Origin of the sequence: Microbulbifer sp. THAF38, from assembly GCF_009363535.1 — a bacterium.
In the GTDB taxonomy this organism is placed as follows: Bacteria; Pseudomonadota; Gammaproteobacteria; order Pseudomonadales; family Cellvibrionaceae; genus Microbulbifer.
On record NZ_CP045369.1, the window covers coordinates 1508220 to 1531950 of the forward strand.

The window sequence follows — 23731 nt, forward strand, 5'->3', positions numbered from 1 at the left end:
AATTTTTGTCTATCTCCTGCTTATGTGCTTTCTAAGTGGGCCTCTTAATTCATTTTCTCTCACCACTTCCCACATTGGGCGCATAAGTAGTCTGGAAAAGGCGTATCCGACGACAAATAGATTAAAAACAAAAGATAAAAAATAGGGGCCGTACTCTTTGTTGAAGCCAATTCCCAGAGCGTTAAGAATATTCACGAAAACCATGGTTCCAGCAAAGGCAAAAAGAAGGAAATAGGTGATTTTGGCTGCTTTGGATACTGTCTTTAATCGTTTTTTTATCCAGAGATAAACGATAGAAAAGGTTGTGGCTGCGCTCATTGCAAAGCTACTTAAGGACCATAGATTCTGATCGCTTACGCCAAAGTTGGATAAAGTGAGAGTGAAAGCGGCGAGGAGCGCATTGACCAGGCTGATATAAATAATCATTGCAAGGGAGACAATTCTTCCCTTGGTGACCTTTCTGGTCTTTTTGGGCTGGAGTGTGCCCACAATTGCGGCAAAACCGGCCAATACGATGCAGGATTCCAGGGCGATAATAAGCTGATCGATTTCTTTCAATAGCGCCTTCCCCTGCTGCCACGAAAGTGGAAAATAGCATAAACCAGTGTAGTGGCCCTAGCTGCTGCTGTAGTAGATCAGCTAATAAAATTACCGATGTTTCTTTCCTGTGGCAGTAGTGGATTGTTTGTATGGTTTTAAATATAAAAAGGCGACCCGCAAAGTCGCCTTTTTAATTTGTGTCGATTAAGTATTAATTTCTAAGCTAAAGGGTCGGCATCGGCATCGTAAGGTAGTTCCTGAATCTCCAGGGTGCGACCATCTTTTAGTTTTAGGGTTTCGCCGGCGGCAACTTTGGCGATGGTGAGTACAGCGAGTAGCTCTATCCCCTCTTTGCTATGACAAGCTTCAACCAGGTTGCCGATGCTCTGTTGTCCGTCAGCAAAAATCTCCAGTCCGCTGGCGGGAAGATCACCACCCTCACACTTCGCACGGTATAGGCGGCGCTTGGCGGCACCGCGGAACTGCATACGGGCGACGACTTCCTGGCCGGTATAACAGCCTTTTTTGAAGCTTACGCCGCCGAGCAAGTGCAGGTTGGTCATCTGCGGGATAAACATCTCAGAAGTGGCAGCATCAATTTGGGGGATGCCGGCCTCTATTTGTCCTTTTTGCCACTGGTCGTAGCCGGTGGCCTCGCTGTGTGGGGAAAGTATCTGCCAAAGTTGTTGTGTCTTACTGGCAGGACAGAGTAGGGCCAATTGGAACTCATTGGCCGACTGGACGATACAGCGTTCGCCGTCAAAGTTAAAAGTGACACTTTGACCGGGGGAGGGGGCTTCGAAGCCGAGTAATTGTGCCGCCTGTTCCGCGACATCCTGCCCTTGCAGGCCGAGCCAGTGGTATTCCTCGCTGATATCGCGAAGCTCCGCCTTAAAAAATACGGCGTACTTCGCCAGTGCCTGCTGGGCTATCGGGGCCAAGTTGCGGGGCAGGCGGAGTATAAATTCGCTTTGGGAGAGTTTTAGGGCGCTAAAGGCGCTGATCATGCGCCCTTTAGGGTTACAGTGGGCGCCCAAGGTGCTGTGTCCATCGGGTAGATTCACAAGGTCGCAGGTGAGTTGGCCTTGTAGGAACTTCTGGCTATCGGGGCCGATTACTGAAACGACGCCTACTGGGCCGAGATCGATCAGATGCAACCCCTGGCGATTATCATTGCTGGTAAGAGGGAAGTGGGCCCTGCCGCCTTCCCAAATGGCGCCTTCGCTGCTGAGAAAATCCTGCCACTGTTGCTGGTCCATAGTGTTGCCACCTCCGGTTGTCTTGGTGGCATTAATTGGGGATTGCCGCGCCCCTTTTCAAGTTTGCCCAGCTAGCAGGTATACTGCGCGCTTTAACCTGGTTGGAAATGAAGTATGGATCGCAACCGCCTGTTTTGGGCCAGCCGCCGCGGCATGTTGGAGCTGGATCTGGTGCTGCTGCCGTTTCTGGATAATATCTACGAGACTCTGGAGCCTGAGGATCAGCAGCGCTATGTGCGACTGATGGATGAGCAGGACCAGGACCTGTTTGCCTGGTTCATGCGCCGTGAAGATCCGGCCGACCCGGATTTGCTGCGTATAGTGCAGATCATTCGTGACAACACCGGTTTGCAGCAGTAATTCTCCGCCCCAATATTACGAGCGCAGCGCGCGCTTAAGCTGCGTTGTTGCGCGATCGTCTCTGCTTCATCTTTTTTTGCTGCTTGCTACGGGGCAGGCGGTATTGCTGCTCTGGTTGTGTGACCTCCCTCTCTGGCTGTTCTGGCTCTCTCTGTTGCTTGTCTGCGTCTATGCCTTTTTAGAGAAACGCCGTCTGGGGCGAATGGTTGGGGTTATATCGACCCGGGAGCGCCGCTGGTTTTGGCGGGGTGAGAGTGATGAGGAGCGTGAATTTGAGTTTTGCGGTGAGCTGGTGTTGTTGCAGTGGCTGCTGGTAATCCGCGGACGCGATCAGGCCGGCGCACCCCTGCGCCTTGTGCTGGCGCGGGATGCGCTTAATGGGGACGACTGGCGCCGATTGCAGGTGGCATTGCGTTATTCACGTTAGGGCGGATTTCTGCCCGCCCTAACCGCGCTACTTAAATAAACTGCCGCTGATTGGCGTAGTTTTCCGGTACCAATACCGTATCCATAGCCAGTTCCCTGAGACCCGGATAGTCGAGGGAGTAGTGCAGCCCGCGACTCTCGCGGCGGTCCAGGGCCGAGCGGATAATCAACTCGGAAACCAAGGCCAAGTTGCGCAGCTCCACCAGGTCGTTGGTGATACGGTAGTTGGCGTAAAACTCCAGGATCTCCCTCTGCAGCAGCTTCACCCTGTGCTGGGCGCGCAGCAGGCGTTTGCGGGTGCGCACGATTCCCACGTAGTCCCACATAAAGCGGCGCAATTCATCCCAGTTGTGGGAGATCACCACGTCTTCATCGGAATCCGTCACCCGCGAGGCATCCCACTCCGGCGCCTTGCGCGGTGCTTGCACTGATTCGAGATGTTCATCGATATGCAGAGCGGCCGAGCGGGCATATACCAAACATTCCAGCAATGAGTTGCTGGCCAGGCGATTGGCACCGTGCAGACCGGTAAAAGTGGTTTCACCGATAGCGTAAAGTTGATCGAGGTCGGTGCGCCCATGCTGGTCAACCATGATGCCGCCGCAGGTGTAGTGAGCGGCAGGCACCACAGGAATGGGCTCTTTGGTCATATCTATGCCGTACTTCAGGCAGTTGCTGTATACGGTGGGGAAGTGCTCGCGCACAAAAGCGGGATCTTTGTGGGAGATATCCAGGTAGAGGCAGTCGGCACCGAGGCGTTTCATCTCGTGGTCGATAGCGCGGGCGACGATATCCCTGGGGGCCAGCTCGCCGCGCCTGTCGAAACGCTCCATAAAGCGGCTGCCATCGGGTAATTTCAGTTGCGCGCCCTCACCGCGCAGAGCCTCGGTAATCAGGAAAGCCTTGGCCTTGGGATGGTAGAGGCAGGTGGGGTGGAATTGGTTGAATTCCATATTGGCCACTCGGCAACCGGCGCGCCAGGCCATGGCAATGCCGTCGCCACTGGCGCCATCGGGGTTACTGGTATATAGGTATGCCTTACTCGCGCCGCCGGTGGCGAGAATTACCGCCTTGGCTTGCAGCAGCTCCACATCTTCTGTGGTTTTATTCAGTACATAGGCACCGGCGCAGCGAAAGCGGCCTTTTTGCGGGTCAGGCTGGCGGATCAGGTCTATAGCTACATGATGCTCAAAGCAATCGATGTTCGGGCTGTTGAGAACTTTTACCAGTAGAGAGCTGTGTACTGCTCGACCGGTGGCATCGGCGCTGTGAATAATGCGGCGATGGCTGTGGCCTCCCTCTTTGGTCAGGTGGTAGTCCTCGCCTTCGCGGGTGAAGTCCACGCCCTGGTCGATCAACCAGCGAATGGCCGCGGTGCTCTCTTCCACGGTGAAGCGCACAGACGATGGGTGGCAGAGTCCGGCACCCGCGTCTAATGTGTCTGCAATATGTGACTCCACCGAATCCATCTCGTCCAACACTGCGGCGATGCCCCCCTGGGCGAACCAGGTTGAGCCGTCCTGCAGGCGCTGCTTGGAGAGCAGGGCTACTCGGTACTTGGCCGAGAGATGCAGGGCCAGGGTGAGGCCGGCGGCGCCGCTGCCGATGACAAGAACGTCGTAGTTTACCTGGGCATTCATAGATTTCATTTATCTTTTAGGGTCGCGTAGTATAGCGCCTCTTATTTTTTCGTCGATTTGACGTGGAACTTATGTCCTATTGTCAGTGTCTTCAACACAGTAAAAGAAACGCCTGCGCAGGCAGCCCTTTAATAAATAGTCGTGGCACCCGCAGTGTGGCTGGATATGGGAGTTGGGGATGACAGCGCATCAGGCGTCAACGAGTGACCGTGAGCTGGTAGAGCGGGTTCAAAAGGGAGATAAACGCGCTTTTGACCTTTTAGTGCTCAAGTATCAACACAAAATAGTTGCTGTAGTCAGCAGGTTCATCAAGGACCATAGTGAGGTACAGGATGTGACTCAGGAGGCCTTTATCAAGGCCTACCGGGCGCTCGCCAATTTCCGTGGCGACAGCGCCTTTTACACATGGATGTACCGGATTGCGATTAATACCGCCAAAAACCACCTGGTTTCCCGCAGCCGCAGGCCCCCGTCTTCCGATGTGGATCTAGAGGATGCCGAGTTCTACTCCGGCGCCGACCTGTTGCGGGACAACGAAACGCCTGAAAACCAGTTGTTTCGCGACCAGCTGGAATCTGCGGTGCATCGCGCCATACGCGCACTGCCAGAGGACCTGCGCTCAGCGGTTACGCTGAGGGAGCTTGAGGGACTGAGCTATGAGGAGATCGCCGAGGTGATGGGATGCCCGGTGGGTACGGTGCGTTCGAGAATATTTCGTGCACGGGAAGCTATTGACCGGACAGTCCAGGCCGTGATGGCCGGTGAGCCGGAAACACTGGGTGACCGAGGTTAAATTTGCGGAAAATTTTCCCAATTGGGGAAACAAACCGCCGAGAGCCCGGTCTTATCTCATACCAACTATGGTGCGTGTGGGCACCGAATAAACGATTGCACAAGAGGGTTAACCCCTATGTCCCACGGGAATCATCAGGAACGTCTCAACGAGTCGCTCTCGGCGCTTATGGATGGCGAAGTCAGCGAGTTGGAGCTGCAACGGCTGTTAAAAGCCTCTGCGGCTTCTGAAGAGTTGGGTGAGCGCTGGTCACGCTACCAACTGGCGGCGAGTGTTATGCGCCGCGAACAGGTCGCCTCCGTCGAAAGCGGCCTCGCTGCGAGTATCTCTGCGGCGATCGATCTCGAAGAGCCTCTGTCACAAGCCGGGAATGGTGGTGCCGTTGCGGCCAATGGGTTGATCAACAACCGTTGGTGGCGTCCGCTCTCACGCGGTGCGATAGCGGCCACAGTGGCATTTGCCGCAATCCTGGGGGTTCAACAGATTAGCGATACCCAGCAGAATCCAGTGCAGGGTAATGAGCTAGTGGCGGAAGTCGAACGACCGGCACAGCCGGTGGTGCAATCTGCCCCACAGCCGTCCGGCTTCTATGTACCGGCTCCATCCACCCGTTCGGTGAGTACCGCAACTCCGAGTTTCGTGCCCGAGCAACGGGGTGTGGTCGGTCAGCAGGTGATTCAGCAGGTGCCTACGCCGGAGCTGATGCGCCATTTGAACCGCGTAATGATTCAGCACTCTGAGCAGGCGGCGCATGTCGGCAGCCAGGGTATGGTGCCTTTCGCTCGCGCGACTTACGGCGAACAAGTTGGAATGTAGTGTGACGAAAGTCGTTTTCAGGGGGAGCCTTATCCGTATTGGAATTCTCAGGGCCAGCAAATTACTGCTGGCCTCCTCTCTGCTGGCGCCGCTGGCGTTTGCGCAGGAGTCCGCCAACACTGTTAACACTATCCCCTCCAGTGCGCCAAGTACTGTGAATCTCGATATGGCCAGCTCCCAGGCAGCGACTGGCGCAGTGGCAGCCTCTGTTGAGGTGGCCGATCCGGCTGCTGAACAGGATGGCCGGGCCCCTACCAATGCCGAGCCTGAGATTGTCGACCCTACCGTGCTCTCTTCCGAAGCCCTGGTCAGTCCAGGTGCGGTGTCTGTCGCGGTGGCCGGCAATGAAGTGGAGCAGTGGCTGGCCAAGCTTGCCAAGGCGGTTGCCGAGTTGGAGTACAGCGGGTTGGTCACCTTTGAGCACGCCGGCATGCTCGAAACCCTACAGGTTGTGCATGCGGTGCGCGACGGCGAGCAGGTGGAGCGTGTGCGTTACCTGAGCGGCGAGCCGCGTGAATTAATCAGTCATGGCAGCGGCAGCAACTGCGAGTACGGTGTGTCGCCAAGTGCGCGGGCCACACTGTGGAACGCAGTGGGGCAGCAGCAGGTACAGCGCGCTTATCAATTTATTTTGCGTGGCGAGGAGCGTATTGCCGATCGCGACGCGGTGGTGATCGAGGCCCGGCCGCGGGATCGTTATCGCCTTGGGCTGGTGGTCAGCTTGGACCGGGAAACCGGTCTGCCCCTTAAAACCATGTTGGTGAGCACTCAGGGCCGTGTCCTGGAACGTTACCAATTCGTACAGCTGGACCTGACACCTGTTGAAGATAGTGCCCTAGAGGCTGTCTCCAGTAATGCGCGACGGGTTGATAATCGCACTAGTTGTGAATCTTCCCAGAGCCGCTGGCAAGTGCGCTGGCTGCCGGAAGGGTTCAAGGTGGTATCGGTCAAACCCCTCTCCGATGGGGATATGATGGTCTTCAGTGACGGCCTGGGCGTATTTACCGTGTTTGTGCAGCGCCTGGGTCCTGAGCTCAAGGAGTTTAAAGGTCGGGCCATACGCGGTGCTACCGTGGCCTATATGGACCGAATGGAAGTCAATGGCGTGGCTTACACCATCACTGTAGTTGGGGAGATCCCCGATGCTACGGCGCGCAGAGTAGCCAGCTCTATCGCTGAAAAAGGTTGAGAGCCGTGCTGGAAGAGCGCGGCCGTATTGTGGCCATAGAGTCCGATGCTATCTGGGTTGAAACTATCCAGCGCAGTGCCTGTAATGGCTGTGAGGCCAAATCCGGCTGCGGCACAGGGCTCCTTGGCGACTTCTTTTCCTCTTCCACAAGGGTGAGAGCCGTTCTCAACGGCTACCCGGCCAATAAAATTTCCTTGAATGATACTGCGGTGATTGGCATCGCCGAAAATGCCCTTACCAGCAGTACCCTGCTGGTTTATCTATTGCCCCTGGTTTCCCTGGTGCTTGTTGCTCTGCTGGGGGATTACCTTTTCGCTGAAGCTGGTGCGGTAATTGGTGCCGTGCTGGGCCTGTTAGGAGGTGCTCTCGGAGTGCGCTGGTACAGTCGCCGCCAAGCTTCCAACCCCACCTACACGCCAGTGCTGTTGCGAATCGAGCACAACAGCGGGCACGGATAACTAAATCTAAACTGATAACTCCAAAGATTAATTGGAGTCTTTCCATGTTGGCCCGCTGCTATATCGAGCGCTGGCCTCTGCGCACGGCCTTTGTCATTTCCCGTGGGGCTCGCACTGAGGCAGAAGTCGTCGTGGTGGAGGTAAAACTGGAAGGTCGTGTGGGTATTGGGGAGTGCACTCCCTATGCCCGCTATGGCGAGAGTCCCGATTCGGTCGTGCGACAGCTCGAGCCCCTGCTTTCCGAGCTAGCTGCCGGCTTAAAGAGAAATGCTTTGGCGTCGCGGCTGCCTGCAGGGGCAGCGCGCAATGCCTTGGATTGCGCTCTCGCAGACTGGGAGGCGAAGTACAAAGATGAAACTTTTGCCGGCCCCGACTCCCTCCCCACCGTACAGACTTTGGTAATCGATAGCCCGGAAGCTATGGCTCTGGCTGCGGGTGAGGCTGCTTCCCAGGGAGTGGAGGTGCTAAAGCTCAAGCTGGACGATCACCTGGTCTATGAGCGGGTGGCGGCTGTGCGTGCTGCCGCACCCAAAGCTCAGATGGTAATTGATGCCAACGAGGCTTGGCACAGCGCTGACCTGGTCGAGCGCTGCCAACAGCTTGCGGATTTGGGGGTTGCGATGCTGGAGCAGCCCCTGCCTGCCGGTGACGATGAATTTCTTGCCACATTTACACACCCCCTGCCTATCTGTGCCGATGAAAGCTGCCACACCCGCGCCGACTTGCCACGCCTAAGAGGGCGCTACGAAATGGTCAATATCAAGCTCGATAAAACGGGGGGGATTCGCGAGGCCGAAGCTCTGGCGGAGGAGGCGTCCGCGCAGGGTTTTGAGCTGATGCTCGGTTGCATGCTGTGTACTTCAAGGGCAATTCGCGCAGCCTGGCCTTTGGGGCCAAAGGCGCGCTATCTGGACCTGGATGGCCCCACTTGGCTGGCGAGGGATACCGAGCCTCCGCTGCGTTTTACCGCCGGCAGGGTTTATTGGTCGTAAGTGAGTAGATCTATCAGAATACTTAGGTACTCTTCGCTGGCAGCATCGGCAGAGATGGGGGGAAACTCCACAGTAATACAGGGCAGGGCGTGTTCAGCGCACCAGGTACCGAAAGAGCCTGGCGTTTGGTAGCCTATCTGCTCGATTAGTGGCAGCTGCATGCCCTCGGCCAGCCAAGCTCCCAGTTCAGTTTTATCCGGGTCTTCCACACAGCCCAAAGGCTCGTGGATGGATACTGTCCAAGGGGGCGCTAGTGTGGCAATCAGTTGGCACAGTGCGGAGGTCTCGCTCTCTGAAGCGGGGCTATCGCCGGTGCTCAGTTGGACGTCGCGGGCATCCGCCGCGCTGTTCCAGCGGTACACATTGCCATCGCCATCCCAGTTCTTTGTGGCAAAGTTGCGGTTCAGGTCCACCCCATGTGCATTACAGCGGGTGCCCAGTTGGCAACCATCGGGGTTTACCGCCAGTATCACATGGTGCTTGAGGTGGCCCGCTGCCAGTGAGCGCAATGCACAAGAGAGCGCCACCACAGCGGCGACCTCATCGCCGTGTGTGCCGGCCATTACCAGGCCCGCTTTGTGGCCGGATTGGGCGGGAAAATAAAAAAGTGGCGCGCCCAGGGCACTGTATCCGTACAGCTCTCTGGGAAGGTGGAATTGGCCTCGCTGTGGGCGTGGGCGCAGTTTGGACATCGCTGGCCTTTACACAGATTTACATAAGGCAAGAGAACTTTTGTGGCTGTATAGCCACTAAATCGTTACTGAATGTCCCCAAAGGGGCCGGAGCTATTTTGCCATGGCAAGCCCTGGAAGGGATTCAAATTCCAATGGTTTCATATTAGAAGGGAACACTAGGGGTAACAAACCTATGGTTAAACGCTGTACACAATATCTCTTGGTACTCTGTCTTTTGGTTTCCGGCGCTGCCAGTGCGCGCGGGCTGCCAGAACTTACCGAACTGATCGAGGAGAACTCCCCTGCGGTGGTCAAGATCAACACCGTGGATCGCAGCCGTATGGCTCGCGGCAATAACAATGCGCCGCAATACCAGCAGGAGATCCCCGACATTTTCCGCCATCTGCTCGAGCCGCGCCGGAACCAGCGCCCGGTGGCCAGCATGGGTTCCGGTTTTATCATCTCCAAAGATGGTTATATCGTGACCAATAACCATGTGGTCGATGGGGCTGACGAGGTGAGGGTCACCCTAACCGATCGCCGTGAATACGAGGCCAAGGTCATTGGTACCGATGAGCGCTCGGATCTGGCTCTGCTCAAGATCGAAGCTGAAGACCTTTCGGCAGTACGCTGGGGGGACTCAGAGGACTTGCAGGTGGGTGAGTGGGTGGTCGCAATCGGCTCACCGTTTGGTCTCGACTACTCCGCCAGTGCTGGTATCGTGAGTGCTATGGGGCGCAGTATCCCCAATGAGAGCCGCGAGAACTACGTGCCGTTTATTCAGACCGATGTGGCAATCAACCCCGGTAACTCCGGTGGTCCGCTGTTTAACCTCGATGGTGAAGTGGTGGGTATCAACTCCCAGATCTATACCCGCAGTGGTGGCTCTATCGGCCTGTCGTTCGCCATCCCAGCGAGCCTGGCTCAGGATGTGGTGGCGCAGCTGAAGGAGAAAGGGCGTGTGGATCGCGGCTGGCTCGGCGTTGGCATTCGCAATGTGGACCGCGATATGGCGGAAGCCATGGGACTCGGTAAGCCATCCGGTGCGCTGGTGGAACAGGTGAGCCCCGGCACTCCTGCGGCAGAGGCTGGCATCAAGCCCGGAGACATTATCACCCGTTTCGATGGCCGCAAGATTGGTGTGCACGGAGATCTGCCCCATGTGGTTGGCCAGGTCCGCCCCGGTACCCAGGTGCCCGTGGAACTGATGCGCAAGGGCAAGACCGAAAAGCTGCAGGTAATCGTCGGCTCTCTGCCGGGCTCTGATGAGGAGCGCAGCCAGGCTTCCGCACTGCCGGCTTCAAGAATGGGTGGTCCCTTGGGCGTTGTCGTGGAGGAAATCCCCGAGGGCATGAAGCAGCGCTGGAATGTAGATACCGGTGTGCTGGTGCGCCAGGTCATTCCCGGCAAGCCAGGCGCCAAGGCGGGGCTGCGCAGTGGCGATATCATTGCCCAGCTGGGTTTTGAGGAAGTGACCGATATAAGCGACTACGAAACCGTGGTCGATGACCTCCCCAAAGATGAGCTGTTGCCGATCCGCTTCTTCCGCGCCGGCCAGTCAACTTTCCGCACAATTAAGATCGAAAGTTAAGTACAAGAGGCGAATGGTGGCCCAATGGGTCACCTGCCTCTCACCTCTGCTCAGGAGTTCTGTTAGACTTGCGCCACACAGCTGGCAGCTCCGCCGGCTAATCATCTGATTTTTCAAGGGTTTTTATTCCGCAGTGGCCACAGATCTCTCACATATCCGCAATTTCTCCATTATTGCCCATATCGACCACGGGAAATCTACCCTGGCGGACCGCTTCATTCAGGACTGCGGCGGGCTCTCAGACCGCGAAATGGCAGCGCAGGTGCTCGACAGCATGGAGCTGGAACGCGAGCGGGGCATCACCATCAAGGCGCAGAGTGTAACGCTCGATTACAAAGCGCGGGACGGCAAGACCTACCAGCTGAACTTTATTGATACCCCCGGGCACGTGGACTTCTCCTACGAAGTATCCCGCTCCCTGGCGGCCTGTGAAGGGGCGCTACTGGTCGTGGATGCTGCCCAGGGTGTTGAAGCCCAGTCGGTGGCCAACTGCTACACGGCGATTGAGCAGGGGTTGGAAGTTATTCCGGTACTGAACAAGATGGATCTGCCCCAGGCGGACCCGGATAAGGTCGCTGAGGAAATTGAAGAAATTATCGGCATCGATGCTGCCGATGCGACCCGCTGCAGCGCCAAATCCGGCCTGGGGGTGGAGGATGTGCTGGAGGATCTGGTTCGCCTGGTCCCCCCACCGCAAGGTGATGTCGACGCGCCGCTGCAGGCCCTGATCATCGATTCCTGGTTCGATAGTTACCTGGGCGTTGTGTCCCTGGTACGCGTGGTGCAGGGTACCCTGAAAACCAAAGACAAGATTGTCACCAAGTCGATTGGCCGCCCTCACGTGGTGGACAGCGTTGGTATTTTCACTCCCAAGCGCACAGAAACTGGCGTACTGCGCGCCGGCGAGGTGGGTTTCGTGGTGGCCGGCATCAAGGACATCCACGGCGCGCCGGTGGGCGACACCCTGACTCACGCCAAAGGCGCCGATGAAATCGAAATGCTGCCGGGCTTCCAAAAGGTCAAGCCGCAGGTATATGCGGGTCTGTTCCCGGTTAGCTCTGACGATTACGAAGCCTTCCGCGATGCGCTGGAGAAGCTGTCGCTGAACGACGCCTCCTTGTTTTACGAGCCCGAGACCTCCGATGCGCTCGGCTTTGGTTTCCGTTGCGGCTTCCTCGGCATGCTGCATATGGAGATTATCCAGGAGCGTTTGGAGCGTGAATACGATCTCGACCTGATCACCACCGCACCCACCGTGGTGTACGAGGTTGAGCAGACCGATGGCGAAGTGGTGATGGTGGATAACCCATCGCGCCTGCCGGATGTGGGCAATATCGGGGAAATGCGCGAGCCTATCGCCGAGGTGAATATCCTGGTGCCGCAGGAGTACCTGGGTAACGTGATCACTCTCTGTGTGGAGAAGCGCGGTATCCAGAAGGATATGCAGTATGTGGGTTCACAGGTATCCCTGCGCTACGAGCTGCCGATGAGTGAAGTGGTGATGGATTTCTTCGATCGCCTCAAATCGGTAAGCCGCGGCTTCGCCTCCCTGGATTACAGCTTTGTGCGCTTTGAAGCGGCAAAACTGGTGCGTCTGGATATCCTCATCAACGGGGATCGCGTCGATGCCCTGGCGCTGATCGTGCATCGCGAAAATGCCCAGCAAAAGGGACGTGCCATGGCGGAAAAAATGAAAGAATTGATTCCCCGGCAGATGTTCGATGTGGCGATCCAAGCCGCTATCGGTGGACAGGTGGTGGCCCGTACCACCGTGAAGGCTCTGCGCAAGAATGTGACTGCAAAATGTTATGGTGGCGATGTCACCCGTAAGAAAAAACTGCTGGAAAAGCAGAAAGCGGGTAAACGCCGTATGAAACAGCTCGGCCGAGTGGAGGTGCCACAAGAGGCCTTCCTGGCAGTGCTGAAGGTGGATCAATAGCGGGTTGGGCCCGCTATTGGCATCAAGGAAAATAGAGATACGTAATGGATATTAATTTACCTTTGATTCTGCTCTGGTTGGTCGTTATCAGTGGCGGTATCTGGCTGGTGGACAGCTTGTTCTTTGCCCGCCGCCGTAAAAAAGAAGGCGGGGACAAGCAGGAAGACCCGGTTATCGTGGAATACGCGAAGTCGTTCTTCCCGATCCTGGCCATCGTTTTTGTGCTGCGCTCCTTTATTGTTGAGCCCTTCCAGATTCCCTCGGGCTCTATGATCCCGACCCTTCAGGTCGGTGATTTTATCCTGGTCAATAAGTACGAGTACGGCCTGCGTCTGCCGGTATCCCGCAAGAAAGTGGTGGATATCGGCGAGCCTCAGCGCGGTGATGTGATGGTGTTTTTCCCACCGCACATGAACGATACCTACTTTATCAAGCGGGTAATCGGCCTGCCTGGCGATAAAATCGAATTGAAAAACAACGTGCTCTATGTCAACGGTGAGTTGGCTCCGCAGGAGCTGATCCAGGCGATACCACCAGTGAATCCGCAACAGGAAATACTGTGGGAAAACCTCTATGGCAAGCGCCACTTGATGCAAAAAAATGTCCGTGCCAGTCAGTACGGTAACTTCAGCGGCATAGTCCCTGAAGGTCATTTCTTTATGATGGGTGACAACCGGGATAACAGCCTCGATAGCCGTGCCTGGGGATTTGTGCCCGAGCGCGATGTCGTGGGCAAAGCCTTTGCCATTTGGATGCACTGGGATCATTTGCTCAGTTTGCCCAGCTTTAAACGTGTAGGCTCTATCCAATAACGAAAACGGCCGGCGTTCTGCCGGCGATATGGATTGAGGGCAAAAGTCATGAGTAGTGTTATCCGAGCTTCACTAAAGCGTCAGCGTGGTATGAGTTATTGGGGCTGGTTAGTGGTTATTGCGGTGCTGGGCTTTGCCCTCACCTGTGTTTCCAAGATGGCTCCCGCCTACGTGGATGCGCGCTATGTGAGTGAAGCTCTGAAAACCCTGGGGGAAAACCCGGAGCTGGAAAATATGTCGACGGGCCAGATCAAGAAAGAACTGGGCCGTTTCTTTCTGATCAATAATGTGCGCGGCGAGCCTACTAAGGCACTGCAGGTAGTGCGTGGCGCAAAGAGCACAGTGGTCAGTATCAATTACGAGTTGCGCCAGCCACTGATTTATAACGTGGATGTCGTAATGAAATTTAACAAACAGCTCGATACGGCCAAGCCCGAGCTTTGTTGTGATCCTTTGATAGATCTGGAGCAATTCCGCAAACGTGACTGACCTTTTACTGGAGCGCCTCTGTCAGCGCCTTGGCCATAAGTTTGAACAAAGCGCACTGCTGGAGTTGGCGCTCACGCACCGCTCTCACGGCAGCCGCAACAATGAACGTCTGGAATTTCTCGGTGATTCCATTCTCGGCTTTACCATTGGTGCCGCACTCTACGAGCAATTTCCCCAGGGGCGCGAGGGCCAGCTGAGCCGCTTGCGCGCGCAACTGGTGAGTGGTGAAACCTTGGCCAAGCTGGCACGCGAGCTGGATATTGGTGACTGCTTGCGCCTGGGTGAGGGCGAGATGAAAAGCGGCGGTTTTCGCCGCGCCTCGATTCTGGCTGACGCGGTAGAGGCCCTGATTGGTGCAATCTACCTCGACGCCGGCTTGGAGGCTGCACGTTCCAGAGTACTGGAGTGGTTTGCGCCACGACTGCAGGAGTTGTCACTGGAAACGGTGAAAGACCCCAAGACCCGGTTGCAGGAATGGTTGCAGGCCCGCAAGAAACCGCTGCCGGAGTATTCGGTTGTGGATGTTTCTGGTGCTGAGCACGCCCAGCACTTTATCGTAGAATGCCGCGTTAGCGGTCTGGCGCAGCCGGTGCGCGGTGAGGCCAATAGTCGTCGCGCCGCGGAAAAAACTGCTGCGGTAGAGGCATACAAACGCCTCACTGGCCAGGACTAACCTTACAATAAGAGCGCGGGCGGCTCACCGCCCGGCTCGGACAGACAGCCCCTATACACGGGCGCTTCCAACCCTTTTCGGAGAAACTTCTTGAGCGAACAACCCTCTCGCTGCGGCTATGTCGCGATTGTCGGCCGTCCCAATGTGGGAAAGTCTACGCTGCTTAACCATTTGCTGGGCCAGAAGCTGGCGATTACCTCGCGCAAGCCTCAGACAACCCGCCACAATATGCTCGGTATTAAAACCGAGGGGCCCAATCAGATTATTTTTGTGGATACCCCCGGACTGCACTCGGATCAGGAGAAGGCCATTAACCGCTATATGAACCGAGCCGCCTCCAGTGCGGCGCGGGATGTAGACGTGGTCGTATTTGTAGTGGAGCGTACCCGCTGGAGTGAGGGGGATCAGTTGGTGGCTGATAAGTTGCGGGGCCTCAAGTGTCCGCTGATTATCGCCGTCAATAAGGTGGATCAGCTGGAGGATAAGAATGACCTGCTCCCCCAGCTACAGACCCTGGCTGAGCAGAACCCGAATGCCGAGATTGTGCCGATATCGGCGCTGCGCAATGTCAATCTCGATGCCCTGGAGCAGGTGATTCTCAAGCATCTGCCAGAAGGGGAACACTTCTTCCCGGAGGACCAGGTTACCGATCGCAGTTCGCGTTTCCTCGCCGCAGAAATTGTGCGTGAAAAAATCATGCGTCAACTGGGTGCTGAAGTGCCCTACCAGGTCACTGTTGAGGTCGAGGAGTTCAAGCAGGAAGGTAAGATCCTGCATATCAGTGCGGCGATCCTGGTAGAGAGATCGGGGCAGAAACGTATCATCATCGGCAACAAGGGTGAGCGTATCAAGCAGATTGGCAGCCAGGCCCGTGAGGATATGGAGCGCCTTTTCGACAACAAGATAATGTTGAATTTGTGGGTCAAGGTTAAGTCTGGCTGGTCTGATGACGAGCGCGCCCTGCGCAGTCTCGGGTATCGGGACGAGTAAGCTTTTTCAGCCAGCCGCTCGCCATGAAAACGCCACCGCCGGCACAGCCGGCGTATATCCTCCACTCCCGACCCTATCGCGACTCCAGCCTGATCCTAGAGCTGTTCACCCCGGACTATGGCCGGATTGGCTGTGTAGCCCGCGGCGCGCGAAGGGATAAGCAGCGGCGCCAACAGGCGCTGCAGCCATTCACCCCTCTGCTGGTTACTCTGCTTGGTGCAGGATCTCTGAAAACCCTCGGACCGGTGGAGAATGCCGGTGTACCGCTCTGGCTCAAGGGGCGGGCAGTGTATGGCGGGCTCTATGCCAATGAGTTAATGGTGCGCCTGCTGCCAGAAGGTGAGGCGCACTATGGTCTGTTTGCCACCTACCAGCGCTTACTGCAAGAGCTGTCTGGCCTGAGGGGCATGGACAGCGCTGAGTTGGAGGGGCCACTGCGCAGTTTCGAATTACAACTGCTCACCGAGTTGGGCAGTTGCCCGTCTCTGGATTACTGTGCAGAGAGTCAGGGCGTTGTGAGTGAGGCCGGCAGCTACCGGCTGGAATTGGAGTTGGGCTTTGTACCGGTGCTCAGGCAAGGTAACGCAGCTCTGCATGAGGGGGAATTTTATGGTTCAGAGCTGCTGGGTATGTTGCGGGCTAAGGAGTCGGGCAGGTGGCCGGCGGAGGTGCTGGGCCCGGCAAAGCGTTTAACCCGTATTTTGTTGCGCACATTACTGGGGGAAAAGCCCTTGCAGAGCCGTGAGTTATTTATACAGGTTTACGGGAAATGATCGTTAGTATCGGTACCGACATTTGTAATTACAGCCGTATCGAGTCCGTTTGGCGTCGTCACGGCGATCGTTTCGTGGCGCGAATACTGAGCGATGGTGAGCGCTGTGACTTTGCCGACCTGGCCGAAGCCAATCGAGCGGCCTATTTGTGCAAGCGCTTTGCCGCAAAAGAAGCGGTAGGCAAGGCCCTGGGTACCGGAATTGGTGAAGGGGTCTCCTGGCAGGATATTGAAGTGCGCCGGCGCCAGGGGGCAGCTGCGCAAGTGCTACTGCGCGGTGAGGCGCAGAGACGCGCTCAGGCGATGGGGGCAGAAGTGATACATCTTTCCCTCTCAGACGAAAAAGACGCGGCCCTGGCATTCGTGATTTTTGAGGCCCGGCGTTAGGCCGGAGCAATCCCCCCGGCCGAACACCATTGAGGGCTAGGCAACTTCCAGCCCAAATAGCGCGTCCAGGTCTTGTTCTGAGGCCCATTCACGCAGGGCGCGAATCTCTCTTAATACCCTGTCCAGTTTGCGTCGGTCGAATTCGGGGTTCTCCTTGCTCTGCTGGGTGCGCAGTTCCTCTTGCAATACACAGGTGGCTTCGCGCAGACGCGACACGCCACAATAGCAGCAACCGCCGTGCATTCGGTGAGTCAATTCAAACATGCCTTTGATGTCGCCGAGGCTGTGCAGGCGCTCCAGTTCCCGCTCATCGGTCATCAGTCCATCTATAAGCATCTGCAGCATATCCCTGGCCAGTTTTGCATCGCCGTTGGCCAGGTTTAGGCTCTCACCGATATCCACCAGGCGCATTTGGTTTGGATTCAGCTTTTCCACTACCTGGGGCGTGATGATTTTGAGCCAGCGTTTGATCATGTGGGATAGCTGGGCTTCACTCACCGGTTTGCTCAGGTAATCGTCCAGTCCGGCAGACAACAAGCGCGCCTTCTCCTCGGCGCCTACATGGGCGGTGAGGGCGATAATGGGGGTGCGGCGGCCAGTTTCCCGCTCGCGGATACACCGGGTCACTTCAATACCGTCCATGCCTGGCATCTGAATATCCATAAAGACCAGATCGAAGGCGCTTTGCTGCCAGTGCAGTAAGGCTTCTTCACCACTTGCGGCAATCACGACTTCCACACCCTGGGCGCGCAGTAACTCGCCGACCAGGCGCCGGTTGGCGGCGTGATCATCTACGGCCAGAACCCGTGGTGGTGCGGGCCAGGGCAGGGCGGGGACGGCGCCATTGCTGGGGCGGGGCTGGCTCTGTTGGGGTACAGCTCTCTTCAGGGCGCGCAGCAGGTTTTCACGTGTTACCGGTTTGCCGAGGAAGGTCAGGGTGCGGGTGCGCAGTTGCTCGTAGCAGCGGCGCAGCTCCGCCGGAGCACCGAGTACAATCACCCGGCACTGGTAGGCATCGACCAGGGACTGCACCTTAACGCTGAAGTTGTCGAAGTCCCCCTTGGCGATGGCGGTGTCGATAATCACCGCGTCCGGTAGAGCATCGTGCCGCCACATTTGTTCAATCGCCGGCTGCAAGGTGTCGGTATCGGCGAGCTCTACGGGCTCTACCTGCCACTGTTTGAGCAATTGTGCGACCTGGGAGCGGGTCAGTTGGTTGGGATCGGCAATCAATATACGGCAGTTCGGGAAAAGTACGCGTGGCGGGATGCCGCGGTTGCGTTCCGGTACCAGGGTCAGTTCCACCCAGCAGGTACTGCCACCATTGGCGGCAACTTCCATACCGGTGCAGCCGCGCATACGCTCGACGAGGCTGCGGGCGATAGAGATGCCGAGACCGTTGGCGCTGATCTGCTGTGAGTGCTGCGGTGTCTTGGCGTTGAGGATTTGTTCCAGCTCACGGCGGCCCGGCTCATCTATGCGGTTGCCGAGGTCGGTCACACTGATCCGCAATACCAGCTCAGAGTCTTTGTTGCTTTGTACCGTAAGGCGCACAGGAATATTGCCGTTCTCTGAGCTGCGCACGGCATTGCCGAGCAGGTTGGTAAATATTTGCTTAGTGCGCAGCGGGTCTCCTACTAGGGTGGCCGGAAGCTGTGGATCGATCAGTGGTACCAGCTCCAGGCGATGCTCATAGGCATAGGGGGCGAGGATTTGCAGGGTCTCTTCAAGTAGCTGCCCCAGGTCCATGGGAATATGGTCGAGCACCAGATTACCGGATTCGATACGGGAAAAGTCCAGGATATCGTTAATTGTGGTCAGCAGGTTTTCCGATGAGCGCAGAATGGTTTGCAGGTAGTCCTGCTGCAGCTCATCGATTTCGGTTTTTAATAATAGGTTTGTAAATCCGATGATGCCGTTCAGTGGAGTGCGAATTTCGTGGCTGGTATTGGCCAGGAAGGTCGACTTGATACGGCTCGCCTCCTGGGCTCTTTTACGGGCCAGGTCCAGCTCGATATTCTGCTCTTCCATACTGTCGAGAGACTGGCGCAGGTCGTCCATGCTCTGCAACATATTTGATTTATAGTCCCGCTGGTAACTGGAGAGACTCTCGCCCATCTCGTTGATCTGGCTGGCTAGTTGTGCCAGTTCGCGGTTCCCTATTTCATGGGTGCGGCGGTCGAACTCGCCGCGCCCCATGGCCTGGAGAACCTGCCCCATTCGCACCAGGCTGTGTGCAAAACGCTCAGATAAAATCACCGACCAAGCCAAGGCTGCCAAGGTACAGATAATCAGGCCCACCAAGCCGACGAGTAATACCTGGTAGGTGCCCACAAGAAAATAGGGACGGTGCAGTTCGATGCTGATCCAGCAGGTGGTGATATCCCCTTTTAATGGCTGTAAAACCTGCAGGGTCTCGTCATCCTCAAAAATAAAGGCTTCGCGCTTATTGAGTTGGTTGCTGATAATAGGGGTGCGCGGTCGCGGACCCACACTTGCCAAAAGGCCTAGCCCGGTGGTGAGATCCAGCGGACGTTTTTTGCTCGCCTCGGTGGAATAAATATGCACCGAACGCACCATGTCCTTTTCCAGCATTAGCGCTAGCAGGCTTTTGCGTAACCACTCCATGCGCAGCTCGGACGGGTGGCCGCCACTCATCTCGATCAGCTCGGCAAGTTGCTCGGCACTCGCACGTCCGTGACTGAGCAAGAGCTGGCGACGATCGTGCATTTGCTGAAGCGTAAACACCAGGGCCAGGGTCATAGCCAGGATCAGTGCCGGCGCAACCGTGAAGCGAAACATGGTTGAGCGCAATGAGCGCAGCTCGGAAGGCGCCGGTATGGAGGAGTCGGTATTTTTAGGGGCCATGGCAGCTGGGGAGTCTTGTGCGATTATTTTTTCCCCATTTTACCCATATGTAAGAGGGGGCGCACTCTTATACAGGCTCTGGGGGTAAATGTTTTTCTATTTTGTTTATCACAGGTGCTGCGTAATAACTCGACTACCTAGTCCACCAAAATAGTCGGTATTTAGCCGGACAGAGCGCTTCGGGTACACTGTGCGGCCGCAATATTTGTCTGGATTCAAGGTACTATGGATTACCCAACGATTGCTGACTGTGTAGGCAATACGCCCCTGATCAAGCTGCAACGCCTGCCCGGTGACACCAGCAATACGATTTTGCTCAAGCTGGAAGGCAATAATCCGGCTGGCTCGGTAAAGGATCGCCCGGCCCTTTCCATGATTAACCGCGCAGAGGTAAGGGGGCAGATCAAGCCAGGGGACACCCTAATAGAAGCCACCAGTGGCAATACCGGTATCGCACTGGCCATGGCGGCAGCCATCAAGGGTTACCGCATGATCCTGATTATGCCGGATAGTGCTACTGCAGAACGCAAGGCCTCTATGACCGCCTACGGGGCCGAGCTCATTTTGGTCAGTGCGGAGGAGGGCATGGAAGGTGCTCGGGATCTGGCTCTTAATATGCAGGCCGAAGGCAAGGGCCTTGTTCTCAATCAGTTTGCCAATACAGATAACCCTCTGGCCCATTACGAGGGCACCGGCCCTGAAATTTGGCAGCAGACCGGAGGAGAGATTACGCACTTTGTCTCTTCAATGGGAACCACAGGCACCATCATGGGGTGCGGTCGCTTTTTGAAAGAGCAAAAGCCGGAAATCCAGATTGTTGGCCTGCAGCCAACCGATGGCTCCAGCATTCCCGGCATTCGTCGATGGCCTAAGGCTTATTTGCCGAAAATTTTTATCCCAGACGAAGTTGATCTCGTTATCGATATGGATCAGCGGGAAGCGGAAGAAATGACCCGCAGATTGGCACGGGAAGAAGGCATTTTCTGTGGTGTTTCCTCTGGAGGTGCGGTTGCCGGCGCTCTGCGTCTCTCAAGTCAAGTGGAGAATGCCACGATAGTGGCAATTATTTGCGATCGCGGTGATCGTTATTTATCTTCCGGACTTTTCAATCAATAAGTTTGATTTTTAACAAAGATTCATTGGGTGCATAGAAATTTTTTCTGCACCCAAAATTTACGGGAAAACTTTTAAGTATCCATTTTGCTGCCTGCTTAAATTTAATGTTTTCGCTTATCTGCTTTCGAAATTCTTCATTCTTGTTTTCCCTTAACGCTTCTTATCTTGCAAAGTGCCTTTGCTTTCTAGGTCGATAACTCATATTTCCTATTGTAGGAATACAAACCATTCATTGGCTGATGGCAGTAGAAAAAGGCTAAGAGTTTTATTGGCTAATCAATTAATGTTCTATCTTTCTGTAGAAAAGCCCCAGTAAAGGCTGGTTTTTACTAGATGGGGCGCCAGTTCTCGTGTTGATATGATTATAAAAAAGCCTCCCCGGAAAATCCTTTCAGCGTGGCGAGCATTCCTTTGGTCGTATTTTTCATGGTGCGGATTTCTTCACTTAAAAGAGTTTGACTAGTTGGTGTTATGACTTCCAACCCCTTTATTAAACGCTGTCCACCGCTGCGAGTTATCGCTGAATTTCACGCAGCGTATTGAAAACATAAAGAAAATCGTGGACTTTAGTGTGTCCAAACTTATGATAGAAGCGCCCCTAATGAGGGAAGGTATTCTTTTTGCTTGGTTTTGCTGTAGTACAAGCCGGCAAATGGTGCTAACAAGCTAACTAATTCCTGTTTCGGCCCGGTTAAGACATGGTTCAAGTCAGAAAACATCATTCCTTTGGAGGTGAAAGAGAGCACGACCTGGAAGCCTGGTTGCGCCATGTGCAGAAGCTGGCCGGGTTGGACGGTGCTGCCATAGTGACATTGCGCCGTGCGGCAGAAGTGAGTGCCGAGGCGGAGCAGCGGGCTATCGCCGCGGAAAATATTTGGGCCGAGGGTGCTAGCAGTTTTGCCACCGGCCTCGAAATGGCCGAGATACTGGCGGATTTGCAGATTGATTCTGAGGCACTGGTGGCCGCGGTGCTCTACCGGGCGGTGCGAGAGAAGCGCCTGACGCTAAAAAGTGTTGAGGAAGAGTTTGGCCAGACCGTGGCCAAGCTTATTCGCGGTGTACTGCGTATGGCGGCGATTCGCAGCCGCAGCGCCGATACCGGAGGGGAAAGTAAAAGCGGCGCGGTAGAGGAGCACTCGGAAAATATTCGCCGTATGTTGGTGGCACTTGTCGATGATGTCCGAGTTGCTCTGATTAAGCTTGCCGAGCGAACCTGTGCTATTCGCGCGGCCAAAAATGCTGAGCCTGCAAAGCGCAAGCGGGTGGCCCGCGAAGTAGCCGATGTCTATGCGCCGCTGGCCCACAGGCTTGGCATTGGGCATATCAAGTGGGAGCTGGAGGATCTGTCCTTCCGTTACCTGGAACCTGAAGACTACAAACAGATCGCGCGCTTGTTGGATGAAAAGCGGATGGCGCGGCAAAAATATATCGATGAGGTGCTGGAGCTTCTTCGTTCGGAGCTGGCGCGGGCGGACATTGAAGGCGACGTCTATGGCCGGGCAAAGCACATCTACAGTATCTGGCGCAAGATGCGCCGCAAAAATATCGGCTTTTCCCAGGTTTACGATATTCGCGCTGTGCGCATACTGGTGCCTACGGTGCGGGACTGCTATGCGGTGCTGGGGATAGTCCACAATCTCTGGCGAAATATTCCCAACGAGTTTGATGACTATATTGCCTCTCCAAAAGAGAATGGCTACCGCTCCCTTCACACAGCAGTGATCGGCCCCGAGCGTAAGGTACTTGAAGTGCAAATCCGTACTTTTGCTATGCATGAGGAGGCTGAGTACGGGGTCTGTGCACACTGGCGCTATAAAGGTACCGACCTGAAAACAGAGAGCCAGGATAGCTATGAGCAAAAGATTTCCTGGCTGCGACAAGTACTTGACTGGCATGAAGAGGTGGGGGGCAATCCTTTACAGGACGACCTGCAGACTGGGGAGGGGGATTCCCGCATTTATGTGTTCACCCCCGATGGACACGTGGTCGATCTGCCTCGCGGTGCTACTCCATTGGATTTCGCTTACAAAATTCACACCGAGATCGGCCATCGCTGCCGCGGCGCCAAGGTGGATGGGCGCATTGTGCCGCTAAACCACGAGCTGGAAACTGCCAACCAGGTGGAGATTCTTACCGGCAAGCGCGAAGCGCCCAGCCGTGACTGGTTGTCATCCGGTATGGGCTATATCACCACCTCGCGAGCACGGGCCAAAATCATCCACTGGTTCAAGCAGCAAGCCCGCGATCAAAATATTGCCGATGGACGCAGTATTCTCGATGGTGAATTTAAGCAACTGGCCCTTATTGACTTTAATTTTGAAAAGCTCGCCGCCAAGCTGAATATGCACTCACTGGACGATCTCTATGCGGCGGTGGGAGCTGGGGACATCGGTGTCGGCCAAGTATTGAATACCGCCCAGCGTATGGTGAAAGTCGACGATGTTGAGCGGGTTCCCTCTCTGACTGCACCGGTGGCGACAGGGGCGGGCAAAGCGGATGTTTATATCGAAGGGGTCGGTAATTTACTGACGCATATTGCGGGCTGTTGTAACCCTGTACCCGGCGATGAAATTATGGGCTACATCACTCTCGGGCGCGGGGTATCCATACACCGTAAAGACTGTACGAATATGTTGCGCATGCAGTCGGAAGAATCTGAGCGGGTCCTAGAGGTCAATTGGGCGGCTAAGCCGAGGGAGCTCTACGCGGTGGAAATCGTTATTGAGGCCTACGATCGCCTGGGGCTGCTACGTGATGTCACCGCCATGCTCGACAGCCAGAAAATCAATATAACGGCGATGCAAACTCACACCAATAAGCATAAGCACACGGTTGAGATGGTGCTCACCGCCGAGATTCACAATTTTGAAGAGCTGAGTTACGTATTGCACCGCATTAATCGTCTGCCTAATGTGGCATCGGCAAAGCGGCGCATGCTGCGCTGAGG

The 23731-nt window shown here is 55.7% G+C and carries 22 protein-coding genes; 17 read left to right on the forward strand and 5 right to left on the reverse strand.

The features are described 5' to 3' along the window. Positions 1–9 precede the first annotated feature (9 nt). Both FIU95_RS06430 and FIU95_RS06435 read right to left on the reverse strand, forming a co-directional pair. Positions 10–558 carry a hypothetical protein gene (locus FIU95_RS06430; RefSeq protein WP_152452586.1) on the reverse strand — a complete coding sequence of 183 codons (549 nt, stop codon included), beginning with the start codon at positions 556–558 and terminating at the stop codon, positions 10–12. 200 nt (positions 559–758) lie between these two features. Continuing rightward, positions 759–1799 (reverse strand): folate-binding protein YgfZ, encoded by a 1041-nt coding sequence (locus tag FIU95_RS06435; protein WP_152452588.1) that lies wholly within the window; start codon positions 1797–1799, stop codon positions 759–761. Positions 1800–1913: 114 nt separating this feature from the next. Here FIU95_RS06435 and FIU95_RS06440 point away from each other — a divergent pair, with 114 nt between their 5' ends. Further along, complete coding sequence (locus tag FIU95_RS06440; RefSeq protein ID WP_152452590.1) at positions 1914–2159, forward strand: succinate dehydrogenase assembly factor 2; 246 nt, start codon at positions 1914–1916, stop codon at positions 2157–2159. Beyond that, on the forward strand, positions 2134–2586 hold the full coding sequence (locus tag FIU95_RS06445; protein WP_152452592.1) for a protein YgfX: 453 nt from the start codon (positions 2134–2136) through the stop codon (positions 2584–2586). Before FIU95_RS06440 ends, FIU95_RS06445 begins: the two co-directional genes overlap by 26 nt. 31 nt (positions 2587–2617) lie before the next feature. Here the strand turns inward: FIU95_RS06445 and nadB are convergent, their stop codons facing one another. Then, positions 2618–4225: an L-aspartate oxidase gene (gene nadB / locus FIU95_RS06450; RefSeq protein ID WP_152456171.1), complete on the reverse strand. Its 1608-nt coding sequence runs from the start codon at positions 4223–4225 to the stop codon at positions 2618–2620. A 178-nt stretch (positions 4226–4403) separates the two neighbouring features. On the opposite strand from nadB, the gene rpoE reads away from it, so the two are divergent. The 5 genes from rpoE (at position 4404) to ycjG (ending at position 8473) form a co-directional block, all read left to right on the forward strand. Further along, positions 4404–5018, forward strand: coding sequence for an RNA polymerase sigma factor RpoE (gene rpoE, locus FIU95_RS06455; protein ID WP_152452594.1), 615 nt, complete (start codon positions 4404–4406; stop codon positions 5016–5018). Between the two features lie 117 nt (positions 5019–5135). After that, positions 5136–5834, forward strand: coding sequence for a sigma-E factor negative regulatory protein (locus FIU95_RS06460; protein ID WP_152452596.1), 699 nt, complete (start codon positions 5136–5138; stop codon positions 5832–5834). Position 5835: 1 nt separating this feature from the next. After that, positions 5836–7023: a MucB/RseB C-terminal domain-containing protein gene (locus FIU95_RS06465; protein WP_172975335.1), complete on the forward strand. Its 1188-nt coding sequence runs from the start codon at positions 5836–5838 to the stop codon at positions 7021–7023. A gap of 5 nt (positions 7024–7028) precedes the next feature. Beyond that, positions 7029–7481: a SoxR reducing system RseC family protein gene (locus FIU95_RS06470; RefSeq protein WP_172975336.1), complete on the forward strand. Its 453-nt coding sequence runs from the start codon at positions 7029–7031 to the stop codon at positions 7479–7481. A 44-nt stretch (positions 7482–7525) separates the two neighbouring features. Further along, positions 7526–8473 carry an L-Ala-D/L-Glu epimerase gene (ycjG, locus tag FIU95_RS06475; RefSeq protein WP_152452600.1) on the forward strand — a complete coding sequence of 316 codons (948 nt, stop codon included), beginning with the start codon at positions 7526–7528 and terminating at the stop codon, positions 8471–8473. On the opposite strand, the gene mpaA is transcribed toward ycjG, so the two are convergent. Further along, positions 8461–9165, reverse strand: a complete 705-nt coding sequence (mpaA, locus tag FIU95_RS06480) for a murein tripeptide amidase MpaA (protein ID WP_152452602.1) — start codon at positions 9163–9165, stop codon at positions 8461–8463. The two genes, ycjG and mpaA, sit on opposite strands and share 13 nt — an antisense overlap. Positions 9166–9340: 175 nt before the next feature. Here mpaA and FIU95_RS06485 point away from each other — a divergent pair, with 175 nt between their 5' ends. From FIU95_RS06485 to acpS, 8 genes are all read left to right on the forward strand, one after another. Next, on the forward strand, positions 9341–10738 hold the full coding sequence (locus FIU95_RS06485; RefSeq protein WP_152452604.1) for a Do family serine endopeptidase: 1398 nt from the start codon (positions 9341–9343) through the stop codon (positions 10736–10738). 133 nt (positions 10739–10871) lie between these two features. Then, entirely contained in the window at positions 10872–12677 is a 1806-nt protein-coding gene (lepA, locus tag FIU95_RS06490; protein ID WP_152452606.1) for a translation elongation factor 4, read from the forward strand. A gap of 44 nt (positions 12678–12721) precedes the next feature. After that, entirely contained in the window at positions 12722–13489 is a 768-nt protein-coding gene (lepB, locus tag FIU95_RS06495; RefSeq protein ID WP_152452608.1) for a signal peptidase I, read from the forward strand. A gap of 48 nt (positions 13490–13537) precedes the next feature. Continuing rightward, complete coding sequence (locus FIU95_RS06500; RefSeq protein WP_152452610.1) at positions 13538–13978, forward strand: DUF4845 domain-containing protein; 441 nt, start codon at positions 13538–13540, stop codon at positions 13976–13978. Further along, positions 13971–14651: a ribonuclease III gene (gene rnc / locus FIU95_RS06505; RefSeq protein ID WP_152452612.1), complete on the forward strand. Its 681-nt coding sequence runs from the start codon at positions 13971–13973 to the stop codon at positions 14649–14651. Before FIU95_RS06500 ends, rnc begins: the two co-directional genes overlap by 8 nt. Positions 14652–14741: 90 nt before the next feature. Next, on the forward strand, positions 14742–15641 hold the full coding sequence (gene era / locus FIU95_RS06510; RefSeq protein WP_152452614.1) for a GTPase Era: 900 nt from the start codon (positions 14742–14744) through the stop codon (positions 15639–15641). Between the two features lie 23 nt (positions 15642–15664). After that, on the forward strand, positions 15665–16414 hold the full coding sequence (recO, locus tag FIU95_RS06515; protein WP_152452616.1) for a DNA repair protein RecO: 750 nt from the start codon (positions 15665–15667) through the stop codon (positions 16412–16414). Beyond that, a complete protein-coding gene (gene acpS / locus FIU95_RS06520) occupies positions 16411–16800 on the forward strand; it encodes a holo-ACP synthase (protein WP_152452618.1) in 390 nt (129 codons plus the stop codon). Before recO ends, acpS begins: the two co-directional genes overlap by 4 nt. A 36-nt stretch (positions 16801–16836) precedes the next feature. On the opposite strand, the gene FIU95_RS06525 is transcribed toward acpS, so the two are convergent. Beyond that, the gene (locus FIU95_RS06525; protein WP_152452620.1) at positions 16837–19668 is read right to left on the reverse strand and encodes a response regulator; all 2832 of its coding nucleotides are present in this window, start codon (positions 19666–19668) and stop codon (positions 16837–16839) included. A 225-nt stretch (positions 19669–19893) separates the two neighbouring features. Between FIU95_RS06525 and cysM the strand changes: the two genes are divergently transcribed. Next, positions 19894–20784, forward strand: coding sequence for a cysteine synthase CysM (gene cysM / locus FIU95_RS06530; protein ID WP_152452622.1), 891 nt, complete (start codon positions 19894–19896; stop codon positions 20782–20784). A gap of 698 nt (positions 20785–21482) precedes the next feature. Then, positions 21483–23729, forward strand: coding sequence for a GTP diphosphokinase (gene relA / locus FIU95_RS06535; RefSeq protein WP_152452624.1), 2247 nt, complete (start codon positions 21483–21485; stop codon positions 23727–23729). The last annotated feature ends 2 nt before the right edge of the window (positions 23730–23731 follow it).